Source organism: Pseudomonas sp. P2S-1 (assembly GCF_057197725.1).
The window spans coordinates 5,622,510-5,637,535 of record NZ_CM170068.1 but is presented as its reverse complement, the minus strand read 5'-3'; the positions used below and the strand labels follow the sequence as shown (position 1 = coordinate 5,637,535).

Sequence of the window (15,026 nt, the reverse complement as noted above, 5' to 3'; positions counted from 1 at the left end):
AGCCATCGAGCATAGCGGATCGGACAGTCAGGAAAAAGCTTGTAACACGTAGCCGGCGGAGGGCGCTGACGGGGATCAACAAGGGATGCGGCGCAGGGTTTGCCCCTGCGCCGCAACGAGCTTACTTGCGCTTGTCCTTGCGCTTCTTCTCGGCCTTCTTGTGGTGCGACATCAACCGGCGCTTCTTGTTGACCTGGCGGTCGGTGAGGGTGTTCTTGTTGCCCTCGAACGGGTTGTCGCTACCCTTATACTCGATGCGGATCGGCGTACCGACCAGCTTGAGCACACGGCGGTAGGTGTTTTCCAGGTAACGCGAGTACGAACGCGGGACCTTCTCCACCTGGTTGCCGTGGATCACGATGATCGGCGGGTTGGCACCACCGAGGTGGGCATAGCGCAGCTTGATGCGGCGACCGTTGACCATCGGCGGCTGGTGCTCGCTGACCGCGTCTTCGAGGATCTGGGTCAGGCGGCTGGTCGGCCAGCGGGTGACCGCCGACTTGAACGAGTTTTGCACCGACTGGTACAGGTTGCCCACGCCGGTGCCGTGCAGCGCCGAGATGAAGTGGATGTCGGCGAAGTCGACGAAGAACAGCCGGCGTTCCAGCTCGGTCTTCACGTAGTCGCGCTCGCTCGGCTGCATGCCGTCCCACTTGTTCAGGGCGATGACGATGGCGCGACCGGCCTCGAGGGCGAAGCCCAGCAGGTTGAGGTCGTGATCGACCACACCTTCGCGGGCATCCATGACGAAGATCACCACGTTGGCGTCCTTGATCGCCTGGAGGGTCTTCACCACCGAGAACTTCTCGACTTCCTCGTGGATCTTGCCGCGCTTGCGCACACCGGCAGTGTCGATCAGGGTGTACTTCTCTTCGTTGCGCTCGAAGGGAATGTAGATACTGTCGCGGGTGGTGCCGGGCTGGTCGTAGACCACCACGCGCTCTTCGCCGAGCATGCGGTTGACCAGGGTCGACTTGCCGACGTTCGGGCGGCCGATGATGGCGATCTTGATGCCATCCTTCTCGCTCGGGCCCGGGATGCGCGTGGCTTCCTCGCCTTCGGCGACGTTTTCGTCGAGCGCGTCCTCTTCCTTGTCGCGCGGCACGTCACCCAGCACGGTTTCCATCAGTGCGTTGATGCCGCGGCCCTGGGAACCGGCCACCGGGATGGCGTTGCCCATGCCCATCGGCGAGAACTCGGCGCGGGCGGTGTCCGGATCGATGTTGTCGATCTTGTTGGCCACCAGGAACGACTGCTTGTTCCGCTTGCGCAGGTGCTCGGCGATCATCTGATCGGCGGCGGTCAGGCCGGCGCGGGCGTCCACCAGGAACAGCACGTAGTCGGCTTCTTCGATGGCCATGAGCGACTGCTCGGCCATCTTCTCGTCCATGCCCGCCTCGTCACCGGTGATACCGCCGGTGTCGATCAGGATGAAGGTACGACCCTGCCAGTGGGCTTCACCGTACTGGCGGTCGCGGGTCAGGCCCGAGAGGTCGCCGACGATGGCGTCACGGGTCTTGGTCAGGCGGTTGAACATGGTGGACTTGCCGACGTTCGGACGACCTACCAGGGCAATTACGGGAACCATGCGGCTCTCCATTGGGTAAATTCAAAAAATACAAAGGCCGCTGCGGGGCAGCGGCCGGAGTCTTGGGCAACGTCTCTCGACGTGCAGCCCGGGGCCCGGAGGCCCCAAGCATAGTCTTACTTGATCTTGTACGCCTCAAGGGCGCCGCTGTTGCCGTACACGTAGATGGTGTCGCCATCCACCAGCGGACGGGCACGCAGGCCATCGCTGTCGACACGCTCGCGACCGACGAAGCGACCGTCCACCTGGCTCAGCAGGTGCAGGTAGCCTTCGAAGTCACCCACCGCCACGTAGCTGGAGAACACTTCCGGCGCCGACAGTTGACGACGGGCCAACTGGTCGTTGCTCCACAGCGCCGAGGACGAACGCTCGTCGATCCCTTCGACGGTGCCCGAGGCCTCGCTCACGTAGACGTTGCCGAAGCCCTGGGCCACACCGGTGTAGCTGGAGGCATCACGCTGCCACAGCACACGGCCGGATTCCAGGTCCAGGCCGGCAACGCGGCCCTGGTAGGTGGCGACGTACAGGGTGCCACCGGACAGCAGCAGGCCGCCGTCGATGTCGACCACACGCTCCAGCTCCGAACGACCTTGCGGGACAGCGACGCGCTGTTCCCACACCGGTACGCCGTTGCTGGTATCCAGGGCAATCACCTTGCCGCTGGACAGACCGGCCACCGCCAGGTGGTTGGTCACGATCGGTGCGCCGGTACCGCGCAGGGTCAGGACCGCAGGGGTGCTGTCGTAGATCCAGCGACGGTCGCCAGTGGCGGCGTCGAGGCCGATCAGGCGGTCGTCCTGGGTCTGCACCACCACCACGTCACCGTTGGTGGCGGGCGGGGCCAGCACTTCGCTGGTCACGCGGGCCGTCCATTTCTGTTCGCCGGTGCTGGCATCCAGGGCGATCACTTCACCCTTGAGGGTGCCCAGCATGACCAGGCCGTAGCCTACGCCAACCGCGCCGGAGACCGGTTTTTCCAGGTCTTTCTTCCAGATCACGTCACCGTTCTGGCGGTTCAGCGACATGACCACGCCGGTCACGTCGGAGGCGTAGATGCGGTCGTTCTCGATCACCGGAACCAGCATGTTCCAGGTTTCGCCCTGACCATCACCGATCGAACGGCTCCATTGCTTCTGCAAGACCACCTCTTCGGTGAACTTGGTCAGCTCGGCCGGAGGCAGTTCCTTCTTGCTGTTGCTGCTGCAACCCGCGGCCAGGATGGCCAGGGTCAGCACTGCTGCATGTTTCCAACCGATCACGTCACGCATCCCCTTTGGCCAGGTCGTCGAGCTTGAGTTGCAGGCCACCTACCGCGTCGTCATCGGACAGTGCGGCCTTGGCTTTTTCGTATGCAGCATGGGCGTCGTCGGCACGGCCCAGTTGCACCAGCAGGTCGCCTTTCAGCTCCTCGCGGGTGGCAACGAATGCCTTGTCGGTGTCGCCGTCGAGCAGCTTCAGGGCTTCGTCGGCCTTGTTCTGCGCAGCCAGCACGCGGGCCAGGCGCTGACGGGCGATCTCGCCCAGGGTCGCGTCGGCCGGCTTGTCGTAGACGCTCTTCAGCTCGGAAGCGGCGTCGTCCAGCTTGCCGCTGTCCACCGCCACCTTGGCGACGAACAGGCTGCCGTACTGGGCGTACGCAGTACCACCGAACTCGCTTTTCAGCTTGCCCGACAGCTCGGCGACCTTGGCCGTGTCCGGCGTGCCGGTCGGCGTCAGGGTGGTTTCCAGCAGAGCCTGATAAAGGTTCGAGGCGCCTTGCGACTGGTTGGCCTGGTACTTGTGCCAGGCCTGCCAGCCAAAGACGGCCACCAGAGCCAGCAGACCGCCGGTTACCAGTGGCTTGCCGTTACGCTCCCACCAGTCCTTGAACGCGGCCAGTTGTTCATCATCGGTACTCGACACCCCAATACTCCTTTCAACAATTCGGCGGTGAGCGCTTCACGCCTGCGCGAGGGAAGCTTCCAGGTGCTCAGCCAGAGCATCCCAGGCAATGTTTTGTTGTTCGCCCTGACCACGCAGGGGTTTGAAACCTACCACTTGTTGCGCCATTTCGTCCTCTCCGAGGATGAGGGCATACAGCGCATTGCTCTTGTCGGCCTTCTTGAACTGGCTCTTGAAGCTGCCGCCACCGGCATTGACCTGCAGGCGCAGGTTCGGCAACCGGTCGCGCAGACGCTCGCTCAGTTGCAGACCGGCCAGCTCGGCGGCCTCGCCAAAGGCGCAGAGGTAGACATCGACCTGGCGGGAGATCGACTCCGGAACCAGTTCCAGGGTTTCCAGCAGCAGGATCAGGCGTTCGATACCCATGGCGAAACCGACGCCGGTGGTCGCCTTGCCGCCCATCTGCTCGACCAGGCCGTCATAGCGGCCGCCGGCGCAGACGGTGCCCTGGGCGCCGAGCTTGTCGGTAACCCACTCGAACACGGTCTTGCTGTAGTAGTCGAGGCCGCGCACCAGCTTGGTGTTGATCACGAACGGAATGCCGGCCGCGTTCAGGCGGGTCTTCAGGCCCTCGAAGTGCACGCGGGACTCTTCGTCCAGGTAGTCTTCGAGCTTCGGCGCGCCGACCAGGGCAGCCTGGGTGCCGGCGTCCTTGCTGTCGAGGATGCGCAGCGGGTTGCTCTTCAGGCGGCGCTGGCTGTCTTCGTCCAGTTGCTCGAGACGGGCCGAGAGGAATTCCACCAGGGCATCACGGTAGCGGGCGCGGGCCTCGCTGGTGCCCAGGCTGTTCAGTTCCAGGGTGACCGCGTCGCGCAGGCCCAGCAGGCCCCACAGGCGCCAGGTCAGGGCGATCAGCTCGGCGTCGATGTCCGGACCGTCGAGGTTGAACACCTCGATACCGATCTGGTTGAACTGGCGGTAACGGCCTTTCTGCGGACGCTCGTGGCGGAACATCTGGCCGATGTACCAGAGCTTCTGCACTTCGCCGTTGCCGGTGATGCCGTGCTCCAGCACCGCACGCACGCAGGACGCGGTGCCTTCAGGGCGCAGGGTCAGGGAATCGCCGTTGCGGTCGGTGAAGGTGTACATCTCTTTTTCGACGATGTCGGTCACTTCACCGATGGAGCGCTTGAACAGCTCGGTGAACTCGACGATCGGCATGCGGATCTGGCGATAGCCATAGGTATCCAGCAGGCCCGCCACGGTGCTTTCGAAGTAGCGCCACAGGGGCGTCTGCTCGGGCAGGATGTCGTTCATGCCACGGATGGCTTGCAGCGATTTGCTCACGAAAGGTCCTTAACGAAATCTGTAGCGGTCAACCGCGGGCAATCAGTGCCGCGTCGGCCTCGGCCTTTTCGGCCGCTTTCTGGCGGATGAGCTTCTCGAGGTCGTCCACCAGGTTGTCATTGGTCAGCTTCTGCGCCGGCTTGCCGTCGATGTAGATCAGGTTCGGCGTGCCGCCGGTCAGCCCGACATGGGCTTCCTTGGCTTCGCCGGGGCCGTTGACCACGCAGCCGATCACCGCGACGTCCATCGGCACCAGCAAGTCTTCCAGACGGCCCTCGAGCTCGTTCATGGTCTTGACCACATCGAAGTTCTGCCGCGAGCAGCTCGGGCAGGCGATGAAGTTGATGCCGCGGGAACGCAGGTGCAGCGACTTGAGGATGTCGTAGCCGACCTTCACTTCCTCGACCGGGTCGGCCGCCAGCGAGATGCGGATAGTATCGCCAATCCCGTCGGCGAGCAGCATACCGAGGCCGACCGCCGATTTCACCGTGCCCGAACGCAGGCCACCGGCTTCGGTGATGCCCAGGTGCAGCGGCTGGACGATTTCCTTGGCCAGCAGGCGGTAGGCTTCGACGGCCATGAACACGTCGGAGGCCTTCACGCTGACCTTGAAGTCCTGGAAGTTCAGGCGCTCGAGGTGCTCGACGTGGCGCAATGCCGACTCCACCAGCGCTGCAGGGGTCGGTTCGCCGTATTTCTTCTGCAGGTCCTTTTCCAGGGAACCGGCGTTGACGCCGATGCGGATCGGGATGCCACGGTCGCGGGCGGCATCGACCACGGCGCGCACGCGGTCTTCGCGACCGATGTTGCCCGGGTTGATGCGCAGGCAGTCGACGCCCAGCTCGGCTACGCGCAGGGCGATGCGGTAGTCGAAGTGGATATCGGCGACCAGCGGCACGCTGACCTGCTGCTTGATGCGGCCGAAGGCTTCGGCGGCGTCCATGTCCGGGACCGAGACGCGGACGATGTCCACGCCGGCGTCGACCAGGCGGTTGATCTGCGCCACGGTGGCGGCGACGTCGTTGGTATCGGTGTTGGTCATGCTCTGGACGGCGATGGGCGCATCGCCGCCGACAGGTACGTTACCGACCCAGATCTTCCGGGATTCGCGACGTTTGATCGGAGAGTGGCCGTGCATGAGTTACTGCCCCAACTTCAGGCGAGCGGTCTCGCCACTGGTGAACGGTGCGATATCCACGGCCTGGCCGTTGTAGCTCACCTGCGCGGCGCGGGCGACGCCCAGGCGCACGGCGAAGGGTGGCTTGCCGGCCAGCTCGAGGTTTTCACCCTTGCGCTTGATACCGCTGTACAGGACCTTGCCATTGCCGTCGGTGACCGACGTCCAGCAGTCGGCACTGAACTGGATGGCGACCTGGCTGCTGCCGGCCGGCGCGGCGACCGGGGCGGCCGGCGCTGGCGTGGCGGCCACGACGGGTGCGCTCACGGCAGGAACGGCCGGCGCAGGCGCGGCCGGAGCAACCGGCGCGGCAGGTGCCGGAGTCGCCGGTGCGCTGGCGGCGGGTACGGCTGGCGTGGTGGTCACAGGCGCGGCTGGCGCGGCCGGGGTCTGTACAGTGCTTTCGGTAAGCGGAAGCGCCTGCTCGGTAGCCGGCGCAGCCGCTTCAGGCTGCTGGCCTGCGCTCACGGCCTGGTCTTCCGGCTCGTCCAGCGGATGGATCTGGGTGGTGCCGTCGGCGCTTTCCACTTCGATATGTTCCGGCGCGGCACTGAACAGGTCACGGGTGGCGTTGGCGCTCTGGTCTTTCCACCAGACGAAGCCGCCACCGACCACGACCACCAGCAACAGCAGGCTGACGATACGCAGGATGTTATGGGACAGGCGCACCGGCTCTTCGATGCGGCCGAGGGCGTGCACGTCGCTGCCCTGGGCGTGGGTGCCGGTGCAGAGGTCGAAGGACTGCACCAGGGCGGCCTGGTCCATGTCCAGCAATTTGGCGTAGGCGCGGATATAGCCGCGGGCGAAGGTATGCCCCGGCAGCTTGTCGAAGGCGCCGGCTTCGAGGTTGTTCAGGGAACTCACGGTCAGATTGAGCTTGCGGGCCACTTCGGCCTGCGACCAGTCCCGGCTTTCACGGGCCTGACGCAGGATCTCACCGGGATTTTCGCGAGTCGCTGCTGCTGCTTCGGGATGCGCCGCTTTCATCATTGCTCCGACAGGTATTGCTGATATTCCGGCGTACCGGGATAAAGTCGTTGTAATTGCAGGCCCAGTTGGTCGGCCTTGTTGCGTTCTTCGAAGACCGTCGCCAGGCGATTGCCGAGCAACAGGCTGCGGGCGCTCGGTTCACTCAGGCGGCTGTGCCGGTCGTAGAACTCGCGAGCTGGCACATAATGCCTGTCTTCGTAAGACATCTCAGCCATTTCCAGCAACGCACGGGGTTGCTGGTGGTTGAGACGTAGAGCCTTTTCCAGGTAGTCCCGCGCCTGGTCGCGCTGGCCCATGCGCAGGGCCGTCAAGCCGAGGTTCTCGAACACCCGGGACCGCTCAGGATACAGGGTATCGGTCGAGGCTTGGCGAAACATCTGCTGCGCCTTGGCATATTGGCCCTGGGCGTAGAGAAAACTGCCGTAGTTGTTGCGGATCCGCGGGTCGTGGGGCTGGGCCGAGAGGGCCTGGCGGAAGTGCGTGTCGGCCAGGGCCGTCTCGCCTTCGCGCTGGAACACCAGGGCCAGCGCCGCGTTGACCGCGGCATCGTTGCCACCGAGGTCGAGGGCTTTCTTCAGGGGAATCTTGGCGCGCTCGGTATAACCTTGTTGCAAATACCCCAGGCCGAGCTGGACATAGGCCTGGCGGGCCTCATCGCGCCTGACCTGCGTACCGGAACTGCCGGAGCTGACGCAGCCGCACAGCAGCGTCGTCAGCAGGACCAGCGGCAGCGCGGCGCGCAGGGTCATGGCGGCCCTCGTCTCAGTTGCCCGCCACGCCGCTGGAATCGGCGTCGGCGTTCAGTTGCCGCACGGCGATGTAGCGCTCACTGCGACGGGTACGGTCCATCACCTGGCCGACCAGCTGGCCACACGCTGCGTCGATGTCTTCGCCGCGGGTGGTGCGCACGGTCACGTTGAAGCCGGCGTTGTGCATGTAGTCCTGGAAACGGCGGATCGCGTTGTTGCTCGGACGCTCGTAACCGGAATGCGGGAACGGGTTGAACGGGATCAGGTTGATCTTGCACGGCACGTTCTTCAACAGCTCGGCCATTTCCTTCGCATGTTCGAGCTTGTCGTTGACGTCCTTGAGCAGGGTGTACTCGATGGTCAGCACACGCTTCTCGCCGAGTTCCGACATGTAGCGCTGGCAGGACTCGAGGACCACCTTGAGCGGGTACTTCTTGTTGATCGGCACCAGTTCGTTGCGCAACGCGTCGTTCGGCGCGTGCAGCGAAAGGGCCAGGGAGACGTCGATGTGCTTGGCCAGCTCATCGATCATCGGCACCACGCCGGAGGTGGACAGGGTCACCCGGCGCTTGGAGATGCCATAGCCGAGGTCGTCCATCATCAGGTGCATGGCGGCGACGACGTTGTCGAAGTTCAGCAGCGGCTCGCCCATGCCCATCATCACCACGTTGGTGATGGCGCGGTCGATGGTGGCCGGCACGGAGCCGAACGACTTGTTGGCAATCCACACCTGGCCGATGACTTCGGCGGCGGTGAGGTTGCTGTTGAATCCTTGCTTGCCGGTGGAGCAGAAACTGCAGTCCAGGGCGCAACCGGCCTGGGACGATACGCACAACGTACCGCGCTTGCCCTGGGGGATGTAGACGGTTTCGACGCAACTGCCGGAAGCCACGCGCACGACCCACTTGCGGGTGCCGTCCGAGGAGATGTCCTCGCTGACCACTTCAGGGCCGCGAATCTCGGCGCAGCTCTTGAGCTTTTCGCGCAGGGCCTTGCCGACGTTGGTCATGGCGTCGAAATCATCGACGCCAAAATGGTGAATCCATTTCATGACCTGACCGGCACGGAAGCGCTTCTCCCCTATCGAGTCGAAGAACTTTTCCATTTCCGGCTGGGTCAGCCCCAACAGGTTAGTTTTGCCAGTAGATGTAGTCATGGATTCACCTTCACTCGAAAGCCGTGGCTTAGCGAGTGGTTACCTCGGTAGCAGCGAAGAAGTAAGCGATTTCGCGAGCGGCAGCGGCTTCGGAGTCCGAACCGTGGACGGCGTTGGCGTCGATGGACTCGGCGAAGTCAGCACGGATGGTGCCGGCAGCAGCTTCTTTAGGGTTGGTAGCGCCCATCAGCTCACGGTTGCGAGCGATGGCGTTTTCGCCTTCCAGAACCTGAACGACAACCGGACCGGAAGTCATGAAGGCAACCAGGTCACCGAAGAAACCGCGCTCTTTGTGCTCGGCGTAGAAGCCTTCGGCTTCGGCCTTGGACAGTTGCTTGATTTTCGAAGCGACGATTTTCAGGCCGGCGTCTTCGAAACGGGTGGTGATCTTGCCGATCACGTTCTTGGCAACGGCGTCAGGCTTGATGATGGAGAAAGTACGTTGAACAGCCATGGTGTAACTCCAGAAACAGTAAGTGATGCGAAAAATTAAACCCGCGAATTATACGCGGGTTCCGGGGGATTGCCTAACCTGCCGAGTGCGCTCAGTCGGCTTCTTCGATCCAGGCGGCCTGGATGGCTTCCAGGACCTTCTCGCCACCGCGTGCCGGATCGTCGCTGAAGTCTGGCAATGCCAGCACCCAGCGCTGCAGATCGACGAAATTCACGTAGCGAGGATCGACTTCCGGCTTGCTTTCGGCAAGCTGGATAGCAATTTCAAGTACATCAATCCATTTCAGGCTCATGGTCGGCTCCAGGATCAATGCGGCGCTTCGGCGGCGTGGTTGAGCGAATATTTCGGAATCTCGATGGTCAGGTCTTCGTCACCGACCTTCACCTGGCAGGCCAGGCGCGACTGCGCTTCCAGGCCCCAGGCCTTGTCCAGCATGTCTTCTTCCAGCTCGTCGGCTTCCTCGATCGCGTCGAAGCCCTTGCGCACGATGCAGTGGCAGGTGGTGCAGGCGCACACGCCGCCACAGGCGCTTTCGATCTCGATGTGGTGGTCATGGGCCAGTTCGAGAATGGAAGTCCCCGGTGCTGCCTCGACGGTCAGGCCGTCCGGGCAGAACTTCTCGTGGGGCAGAAAGGTTACCTGCGGCATCAGTTGTCCTCGATCTCATTCAGGTTGCGCCCGGCCAGTGCGGCTTTGACCGTCGAATCAAGGCGTCGGGCGGCAAAGGCATCGGTCACCTGCGACAGACGCTTGGTCTGCTGCTCGATGGCCGGGCCATCGGTGCCGTTCATCAAATCACGCAAGTCTTGCATCTGTTGCTCGATCGCGGCGCGCTCCTCGGCGTCCAGCAGGCGCTCGCCATCGGCCTCGAGGGCGCCCTGCACCGCTTCGAGCAGGCGCTCGGCATCAACCTGGTGCTCGCGCAGCTGGCGCGCGGCCTTGTCGTTGCCGGCATGTTCGAAGGAATCCTTGAGCATGCGCGCGATCTCGCCGTCGGTCAGGCCGTAGGACGGCTTGACCTGAATGCTCGATTCCACGCCCGAACCCAGCTCCCGCGCCGAGACGCTGAGCAGGCCGTCGGCGTCGACCTGGAAGGTCACGCGGATCTTCGCCGCACCGGCGACCATGGCCGGGATGCCGCGCAGTTCGAAGCGCGCCAGGGAACGGCAGTCGCTGATCAGCTCACGCTCGCCCTGGAGCACGTGGATCATCATCGCGCTCTGGCCGTCCTTGTAGGTGGTGAACTCCTGGGCACGGGCGACGGGAATGGTGGTGTTGCGCGGAATCACCTTCTCCATCAGCCCGCCCATGGTCTCCAGGCCCAAGGACAGCGGAATCACGTCCAGCAGCAGCAGTTCGCCGCCTTCACGCTGGTTGCCGGCCAGGGTATCGGCCTGGATCGCGGCGCCGATGGCGACCACCTGGTCCGGGTCGATATCGGTCAGCGGCTGGCGGCCGAACAGCTCGCCAACGGCACTGCGCACGCGCGGCACACGGGTCGAACCGCCGACCATGACCACGGCACTGACTTCGTCCAGCTCGACACCGCTGTCGCGCACGGCGCGCCGGCAGGCCTTGAGGCTGCGGGCGATCATCGGCTCGATCAGCGCGTCGAAGGCGGCACGGGTCAGCTCGGCCTGCCAGTCGCCGTAGCTCACGGTCACGGCTTCGGCGTCGGTCAGCGCTTCCTTGGCCGCGCAGGCGGTCTCCAGGAGGCGGCGCTGGGCGCTCGGGTCGAGGTCGGAGGACAGGCCGGCGGACTGCATGATCCAGGTGGCGATGGCGTAGTCGAAATCATCGCCGCCCAGGGCGGTATCACCACCGGTGGCCAGCACTTCGAAGACACCGCCGGTCAGGCGCAGGATGGAGATATCGAAAGTACCGCCACCCAGGTCATAGATGGCCACCACGCCTTCGGCGTTCTGGTCCAGACCGTAGGCCACGGCCGCGGCGGTCGGCTCGTTGAGCAGGCGCAGCACGTTGAGGCCGGCCAGACGCGCGGCGTCCTTGGTGGCCTGGCGCTGGGCGTCGTCGAAATAGGCCGGGACGGTGATCACCGCACCCACCAGCTCGCCGCCGAGGGTCGCTTCGGCACGCTGGCGCAGGACCTTGAGGATATCGGCCGAGACTTCCACCGGGCTCTTCGGCCCCTGGACGGTCTCGATGAACGGCATGTGCGACTCGCCGCCGACGAAGCGGTACGGCAGTTGCTCGCCCAGTTGCTTGACGTCCGCCAGGCCGCGGCCCATCAGGCGCTTGACCGAGAGGATGGTGTTCAGCGGGTCGGCCGACGCGGCCTCGCGGGCGCCATGACCGACATCGATGTGATCGGCGTGGTAGCGCACTGCGGACGGCAGGATCACCCGGCCTTCGGCATCGGGCAACGGAGCGGAAAGACCACTGCGTAGGGCAGCGACCAGCGAATTGGTGGTGCCAAGGTCAATACCCACGGCCAGGCGGCGCTGGTGGGGTTGAGGGCTCTGACCGGGTTCGGCGATCTGCAGTAGGGCCATGCTTATCTGAATACCAAAGGTGCCGCCAGGGGCGACACCGGGTTAATCGTCGAGGCGCTCTTCCAGCTGGCGCACTTCGTAGGCGAGCTTGTCGAGGAACTGCATGCGGCGCATCAGGCGTTCGGCCTGTTCACGCTGCGCAGCGTCGTTCCAGCACGCGGCGAACTCCTCGTTGAGGGCTTCCTGGGCGACTTTCAGCCGGCGCTTGAACGCGGCAACGCCATCGAGGTCGGCACTGTCCTGCAGGTCCTCGAGCTCTTCGCGCCATTGCATCTGCTGGAAGAGGAACTCGGGGTCGTGGACGGTGACTTCCTGCGGCACTTCATGACCGCCGATCGCCAACAGGTAACGCGCCCGGCGGGGCGCGCTCTTGAGGGTCTGGTAGGCCTCGTTGAGGCCGGCGGAACGCTCCAGCGCCAGGCGCTGTTCGCGCTCGCTGGCGTCGGCGAAGCGGTCCGGATGCACCGCGCGGGCCAGCTCGCGATAGCGGGTGGCCAACTGGTCCAGGTCCAGACGGAAGTCCGGTTGCAGGTCAAACAGGGCGAAATGACAAGGAGTACCCACGCGCAGCCTCAGACGTTGAAGCTTTCGCCGCAGCCACACTCACCGCGCACGTTGGGGTTGTTGAACTTGAAGCCTTCGTTCAACCCTTCCTTGACGAAGTCCAGTTCGGTGCCGTCGAGGTAGACCAGGCTTTTCGGGTCGATGATGACCTTCATGCCATGGCTCTCGAAGACCTGGTCTTCGTCATTCGGCTCGTCGACGAACTCCAGCACATAGGCCAGGCCCGAGCAGCCGGTGGTACGGACGCCCAGGCGAATACCGTCACCTTTGCCACGTCCTTCGAGGGAGCGCCGCACATGGTTGGCGGCGGCTTCTGTCATGCTGATAGCCATCGGGACTCCTTGACCTGCGACAGGCGGGTTAGATCAAACCTTTCTTCTGCTTGTAATCGCGAACGGCCGCCTTGATGGCGTCTTCGGCGAGTACCGAGCAGTGGATCTTCACCGGCGGCAGGGCCAGTTCTTCGGCCAGCTGGGTGTTCTTGATGGTTTCGGCTTCGTCCAGGGTCTTGCCCTTCATCCACTCGGTGGCGAGGGAGCTTGAAGCAATGGCCGAACCGCAGCCGTAGGTCTTGAACTTGGCGTCTTCGATGACGCCCTGCTCGTTGACCTTGATCTGCAGGCGCATCACGTCGCCGCACGCCGGAGCGCCGACCATGCCGGTGCCGACATCCGGGTCCTCGGCATTCATCTTGCCGACGTTACGCGGGTTTTCGTAATGGTCGATGACCTTTTCACTGTATGCCATGGTGCAATTCCTTCCTCATCAGGGAGCCGCTCTTGCTGGCGACTACTTAGTGCGCAGCCCACTCGATCTTGGAGATGTCGACGCCGTCTTTGAACATGTCCCACAGCGGCGAGAGTTCACGCAGCTTGGTGACGGCCTCGCAGACTTTCTGCGCGGCGTAGTCGATTTCTTCTTCGGTGGTGAAGCGACCGAACGTGAAACGGATCGAGCTGTGCGCCAGCTCGTCGTTGCGGCCCAGGGCACGCAGGACGTAGGACGGCTCGAGGGATGCCGAAGTACAGGCGGAACCGGACGAAACGGCCAGGTCCTTGAGCGCCATGATCAGCGACTCGCCTTCGACGTAGTTGAAGCTCAGGTTCAGGTTGTGCGGGATACGCGCGGTCAGGCTGCCGTTGACGTACAGCTCTTCCAGGCCCTGGACCTGCTTGAAGAAGCGGTCGCTCAGCGCCTTGATGCGTACGTTCTCGCTGGCCATCAGTTCCTTGGCCACGGCGAAGGCTTCGCCCATGCCGACGATCTGGTGGGTGGCCAGGGTGCCGGAACGCATGCCGCGCTCATGACCACCGCCGTGCATCGCCGCTTCCAGACGGACGCGAGGCTTGCGGCTGACGTACAGCGCGCCGATGCCTTTAGGGCCATAGGTCTTGTGGGCGGAGAAGGACATCAGGTCGACTTTCAGCTTCTGCAGGTCGATCTCGACCTTGCCGGTCGACTGGGCTGCGTCGACATGGAACAACACGCCGCGGGAGCGGGTCAGCTCACCGATGGCGGCGATGTCGTTGATGGTGCCGATCTCGTTGTTCACGTGCATGACCGAAACCAGGATGGTGTCTTCACGCAGCGCGGCTTCGACCAGGGCCGGGGTGATCAGGCCGTCTTCGCCCGGCTCGAGGTAAGTGACCTCGAAGCCTTCGCGCTCGAGCTGGCGAGTGCTGTCCAGGACCGCCTTGTGCTCGATCTTGGAGGTGATGATGTGCTTGCCTTTGGAGCCGTAGAAGTGCGCAACGCCCTTCAGCGCCAGGTTGTCGGATTCTGTGGCACCGCTGGTCCAGACGATTTCGCGCGGATCGGCGTTGACCAGGTCGGCGACCTGGCGGCGGGCGTTCTCGACCGCTTCCTCGGCTTTCCAGCCGAAGACGTGGGAGCGCGAGGCCGGGTTACCGAAGTTCCCGTCGACCAGCAGGCATTCGCTCATCTTCTGGGCGACGCGTGGGTCGACCGGAGTGGTCGCGGAATAATCGAGGTAGATCGGCAACTTCATTGAATATCTCCTATCAGGCAGGCACGTCGCTCGTTCGACACGGTCAATCGACGGCGGACGTTTCAATCTTGTCCAGTGGGGCGCGGCCGGCTACGCGGCGCTGATCCTGACGCAGGGCGACTTCCTGGACCTCACGGCGGGTCACGAGGTCGGCCAGGCTGATTCCGCTGAGGAATTCATGGATCCGGGCGCTGAGGTCGCACCACAGGTGGTGGGTCAGGCAGGTGTCACCGGCGTGGCAATCGCCGAGCCCCTGGCAGCGGGTGGCATCGACCGATTCGTTGACCGCATCGATTACCTGGGCCACCTGGATGCTTTCCATCACCCGCGAGAGCTGGTAGCCGCCACCCGGGCCGCGCACGCTGGAAACCAGGTTGCTGCGGCGCAGCTTGGCGAACAGCTGCTCCAGATAGGAGAGGGAGATGCCTTGGCGCTCGGAGATGTCGGCCAGGGAGACCGGCCCGTTCTGCGCGTGCAGTGCCAGGTCGAGCATGGCAGTCACGGCGTATCGGCCTTTAGTAGTCAGTCGCATGGCTATTTGATACCACGGGAGTTACGGGATGTGTGCGAGTATGCGATTCCCGAGCATTTAAGTCAAC

At 63.9% G+C, this 15,026-nt stretch carries 17 protein-coding genes; all 17 read right to left on the bottom strand.

Annotated elements, in window-relative coordinates:
- Positions 1 to 121 precede the first annotated feature (121 nt).
- Positions 122 to 1,588 carry a ribosome biogenesis GTPase Der gene (der, locus tag AC2CQI_RS25315; protein ID WP_075806563.1) on the bottom strand — a complete coding sequence of 489 codons (1,467 nt, stop codon included), beginning with the start codon at positions 1,586 to 1,588 and terminating at the stop codon, positions 122 to 124.
- 116 nt (positions 1,589 to 1,704) lie between these two features.
- A complete protein-coding gene (gene bamB / locus AC2CQI_RS25310; RefSeq protein ID WP_484578246.1) occupies positions 1,705 to 2,856 on the bottom strand; it encodes an outer membrane protein assembly factor BamB in 1,152 nt (383 codons plus the stop codon).
- Positions 2,849 to 3,490, bottom strand: coding sequence for a YfgM family protein (locus AC2CQI_RS25305; protein ID WP_075806561.1), 642 nt, complete (start codon positions 3,488 to 3,490; stop codon positions 2,849 to 2,851). The genes bamB and AC2CQI_RS25305 overlap by 8 nt, the downstream gene beginning before the upstream one ends.
- A 36-nt stretch (positions 3,491 to 3,526) precedes the next feature.
- Positions 3,527 to 4,816 carry a histidine--tRNA ligase gene (gene hisS, locus AC2CQI_RS25300; RefSeq protein ID WP_075806560.1) on the bottom strand — a complete coding sequence of 430 codons (1,290 nt, stop codon included), beginning with the start codon at positions 4,814 to 4,816 and terminating at the stop codon, positions 3,527 to 3,529.
- Between the two features lie 28 nt (positions 4,817 to 4,844).
- Complete coding sequence (gene ispG / locus AC2CQI_RS25295; RefSeq protein ID WP_075806559.1) at positions 4,845 to 5,954, bottom strand: flavodoxin-dependent (E)-4-hydroxy-3-methylbut-2-enyl-diphosphate synthase; 1,110 nt, start codon at positions 5,952 to 5,954, stop codon at positions 4,845 to 4,847.
- Positions 5,955 to 5,957: 3 nt separating this feature from the next.
- Positions 5,958 to 6,980, bottom strand: a complete 1,023-nt coding sequence (locus tag AC2CQI_RS25290; protein ID WP_484578245.1) for a RodZ domain-containing protein — start codon at positions 6,978 to 6,980, stop codon at positions 5,958 to 5,960.
- Positions 6,980 to 7,732, bottom strand: a complete 753-nt coding sequence (gene pilW / locus AC2CQI_RS25285) for a type IV pilus biogenesis/stability protein PilW (protein WP_075806557.1) — start codon at positions 7,730 to 7,732, stop codon at positions 6,980 to 6,982. Before pilW ends, AC2CQI_RS25290 begins: the two co-directional genes overlap by 1 nt.
- A 13-nt stretch (positions 7,733 to 7,745) precedes the next feature.
- Positions 7,746 to 8,888, bottom strand: a complete 1,143-nt coding sequence (gene rlmN / locus AC2CQI_RS25280) for a dual-specificity RNA methyltransferase RlmN (protein WP_484578244.1) — start codon at positions 8,886 to 8,888, stop codon at positions 7,746 to 7,748.
- Between the two features lie 28 nt (positions 8,889 to 8,916).
- Positions 8,917 to 9,342, bottom strand: coding sequence for a nucleoside-diphosphate kinase (gene ndk, locus AC2CQI_RS25275; RefSeq protein ID WP_075806555.1), 426 nt, complete (start codon positions 9,340 to 9,342; stop codon positions 8,917 to 8,919).
- Positions 9,343 to 9,433: 91 nt separating this feature from the next.
- Complete coding sequence (gene iscX / locus AC2CQI_RS25270; protein WP_075806554.1) at positions 9,434 to 9,634, bottom strand: Fe-S cluster assembly protein IscX; 201 nt, start codon at positions 9,632 to 9,634, stop codon at positions 9,434 to 9,436.
- Between the two features lie 14 nt (positions 9,635 to 9,648).
- Positions 9,649 to 9,990 (bottom strand): ISC system 2Fe-2S type ferredoxin, encoded by a 342-nt coding sequence (gene fdx / locus AC2CQI_RS25265; RefSeq protein WP_484578243.1) that lies wholly within the window; start codon positions 9,988 to 9,990, stop codon positions 9,649 to 9,651.
- Positions 9,990 to 11,855 (bottom strand): Fe-S protein assembly chaperone HscA, encoded by a 1,866-nt coding sequence (hscA, locus tag AC2CQI_RS25260; protein WP_484578242.1) that lies wholly within the window; start codon positions 11,853 to 11,855, stop codon positions 9,990 to 9,992. The genes fdx and hscA overlap by 1 nt, the downstream gene beginning before the upstream one ends.
- 42 nt (positions 11,856 to 11,897) lie before the next feature.
- Positions 11,898 to 12,419, bottom strand: coding sequence for a co-chaperone HscB (gene hscB / locus AC2CQI_RS25255; RefSeq protein WP_075806552.1), 522 nt, complete (start codon positions 12,417 to 12,419; stop codon positions 11,898 to 11,900).
- Between the two features lie 8 nt (positions 12,420 to 12,427).
- Positions 12,428 to 12,751 (bottom strand): iron-sulfur cluster assembly protein IscA, encoded by a 324-nt coding sequence (gene iscA / locus AC2CQI_RS25250; protein WP_316919268.1) that lies wholly within the window; start codon positions 12,749 to 12,751, stop codon positions 12,428 to 12,430.
- Positions 12,752 to 12,779: 28 nt separating this feature from the next.
- Complete coding sequence (gene iscU / locus AC2CQI_RS25245; RefSeq protein WP_003248539.1) at positions 12,780 to 13,166, bottom strand: Fe-S cluster assembly scaffold IscU; 387 nt, start codon at positions 13,164 to 13,166, stop codon at positions 12,780 to 12,782.
- 46 nt (positions 13,167 to 13,212) lie between these two features.
- On the bottom strand, positions 13,213 to 14,427 hold the full coding sequence (locus tag AC2CQI_RS25240) for an IscS subfamily cysteine desulfurase (RefSeq protein ID WP_484578241.1): 1,215 nt from the start codon (positions 14,425 to 14,427) through the stop codon (positions 13,213 to 13,215).
- A gap of 43 nt (positions 14,428 to 14,470) precedes the next feature.
- Positions 14,471 to 14,959, bottom strand: coding sequence for a Fe-S cluster assembly transcriptional regulator IscR (gene iscR / locus AC2CQI_RS25235; RefSeq protein WP_009398503.1), 489 nt, complete (start codon positions 14,957 to 14,959; stop codon positions 14,471 to 14,473).
- Positions 14,960 to 15,026 lie beyond the last annotated feature (67 nt).

Bases quoted from the DNA above. Each gene is read 5' to 3' on its own strand.
- hscA (WP_484578242.1), bottom strand. From the start codon at position 11,855: ATGGCCCTACTGCAGATCGCCGAACCCGGTCAGAGCCCTCAACCCCAC.
- ndk (WP_075806555.1), bottom strand. From the start codon at position 9,342: ATGGCTGTTCAACGTACTTTCTCCATCATCAAGCCTGACGCCGTTGCC.
- iscA (WP_316919268.1), bottom strand. From the start codon at position 12,751: ATGGCTATCAGCATGACAGAAGCCGCCGCCAACCATGTGCGGCGCTCC.
- bamB (WP_484578246.1), bottom strand. From the start codon at position 2,856: ATGCGTGACGTGATCGGTTGGAAACATGCAGCAGTGCTGACCCTGGCC.
- pilW (WP_075806557.1), bottom strand. From the start codon at position 7,732: ATGACCCTGCGCGCCGCGCTGCCGCTGGTCCTGCTGACGACGCTGCTG.
- iscR (WP_009398503.1), bottom strand. From the start codon at position 14,959: ATGCGACTGACTACTAAAGGCCGATACGCCGTGACTGCCATGCTCGAC.
- fdx (WP_484578243.1), bottom strand. From the start codon at position 9,990: ATGCCGCAGGTAACCTTTCTGCCCCACGAGAAGTTCTGCCCGGACGGC.
- rlmN (WP_484578244.1), bottom strand. From the start codon at position 8,888: ATGACTACATCTACTGGCAAAACTAACCTGTTGGGGCTGACCCAGCCG.
- AC2CQI_RS25240 (WP_484578241.1), bottom strand. From the start codon at position 14,427: ATGAAGTTGCCGATCTACCTCGATTATTCCGCGACCACTCCGGTCGAC.
- iscU (WP_003248539.1), bottom strand. From the start codon at position 13,166: ATGGCATACAGTGAAAAGGTCATCGACCATTACGAAAACCCGCGTAAC.
- ispG (WP_075806559.1), bottom strand. From the start codon at position 5,954: ATGCACGGCCACTCTCCGATCAAACGTCGCGAATCCCGGAAGATCTGG.
- der (WP_075806563.1), bottom strand. From the start codon at position 1,588: ATGGTTCCCGTAATTGCCCTGGTAGGTCGTCCGAACGTCGGCAAGTCC.
- iscX (WP_075806554.1), bottom strand. From the start codon at position 9,634: ATGAGCCTGAAATGGATTGATGTACTTGAAATTGCTATCCAGCTTGCC.
- AC2CQI_RS25290 (WP_484578245.1), bottom strand. From the start codon at position 6,980: ATGAAAGCGGCGCATCCCGAAGCAGCAGCAGCGACTCGCGAAAATCCC.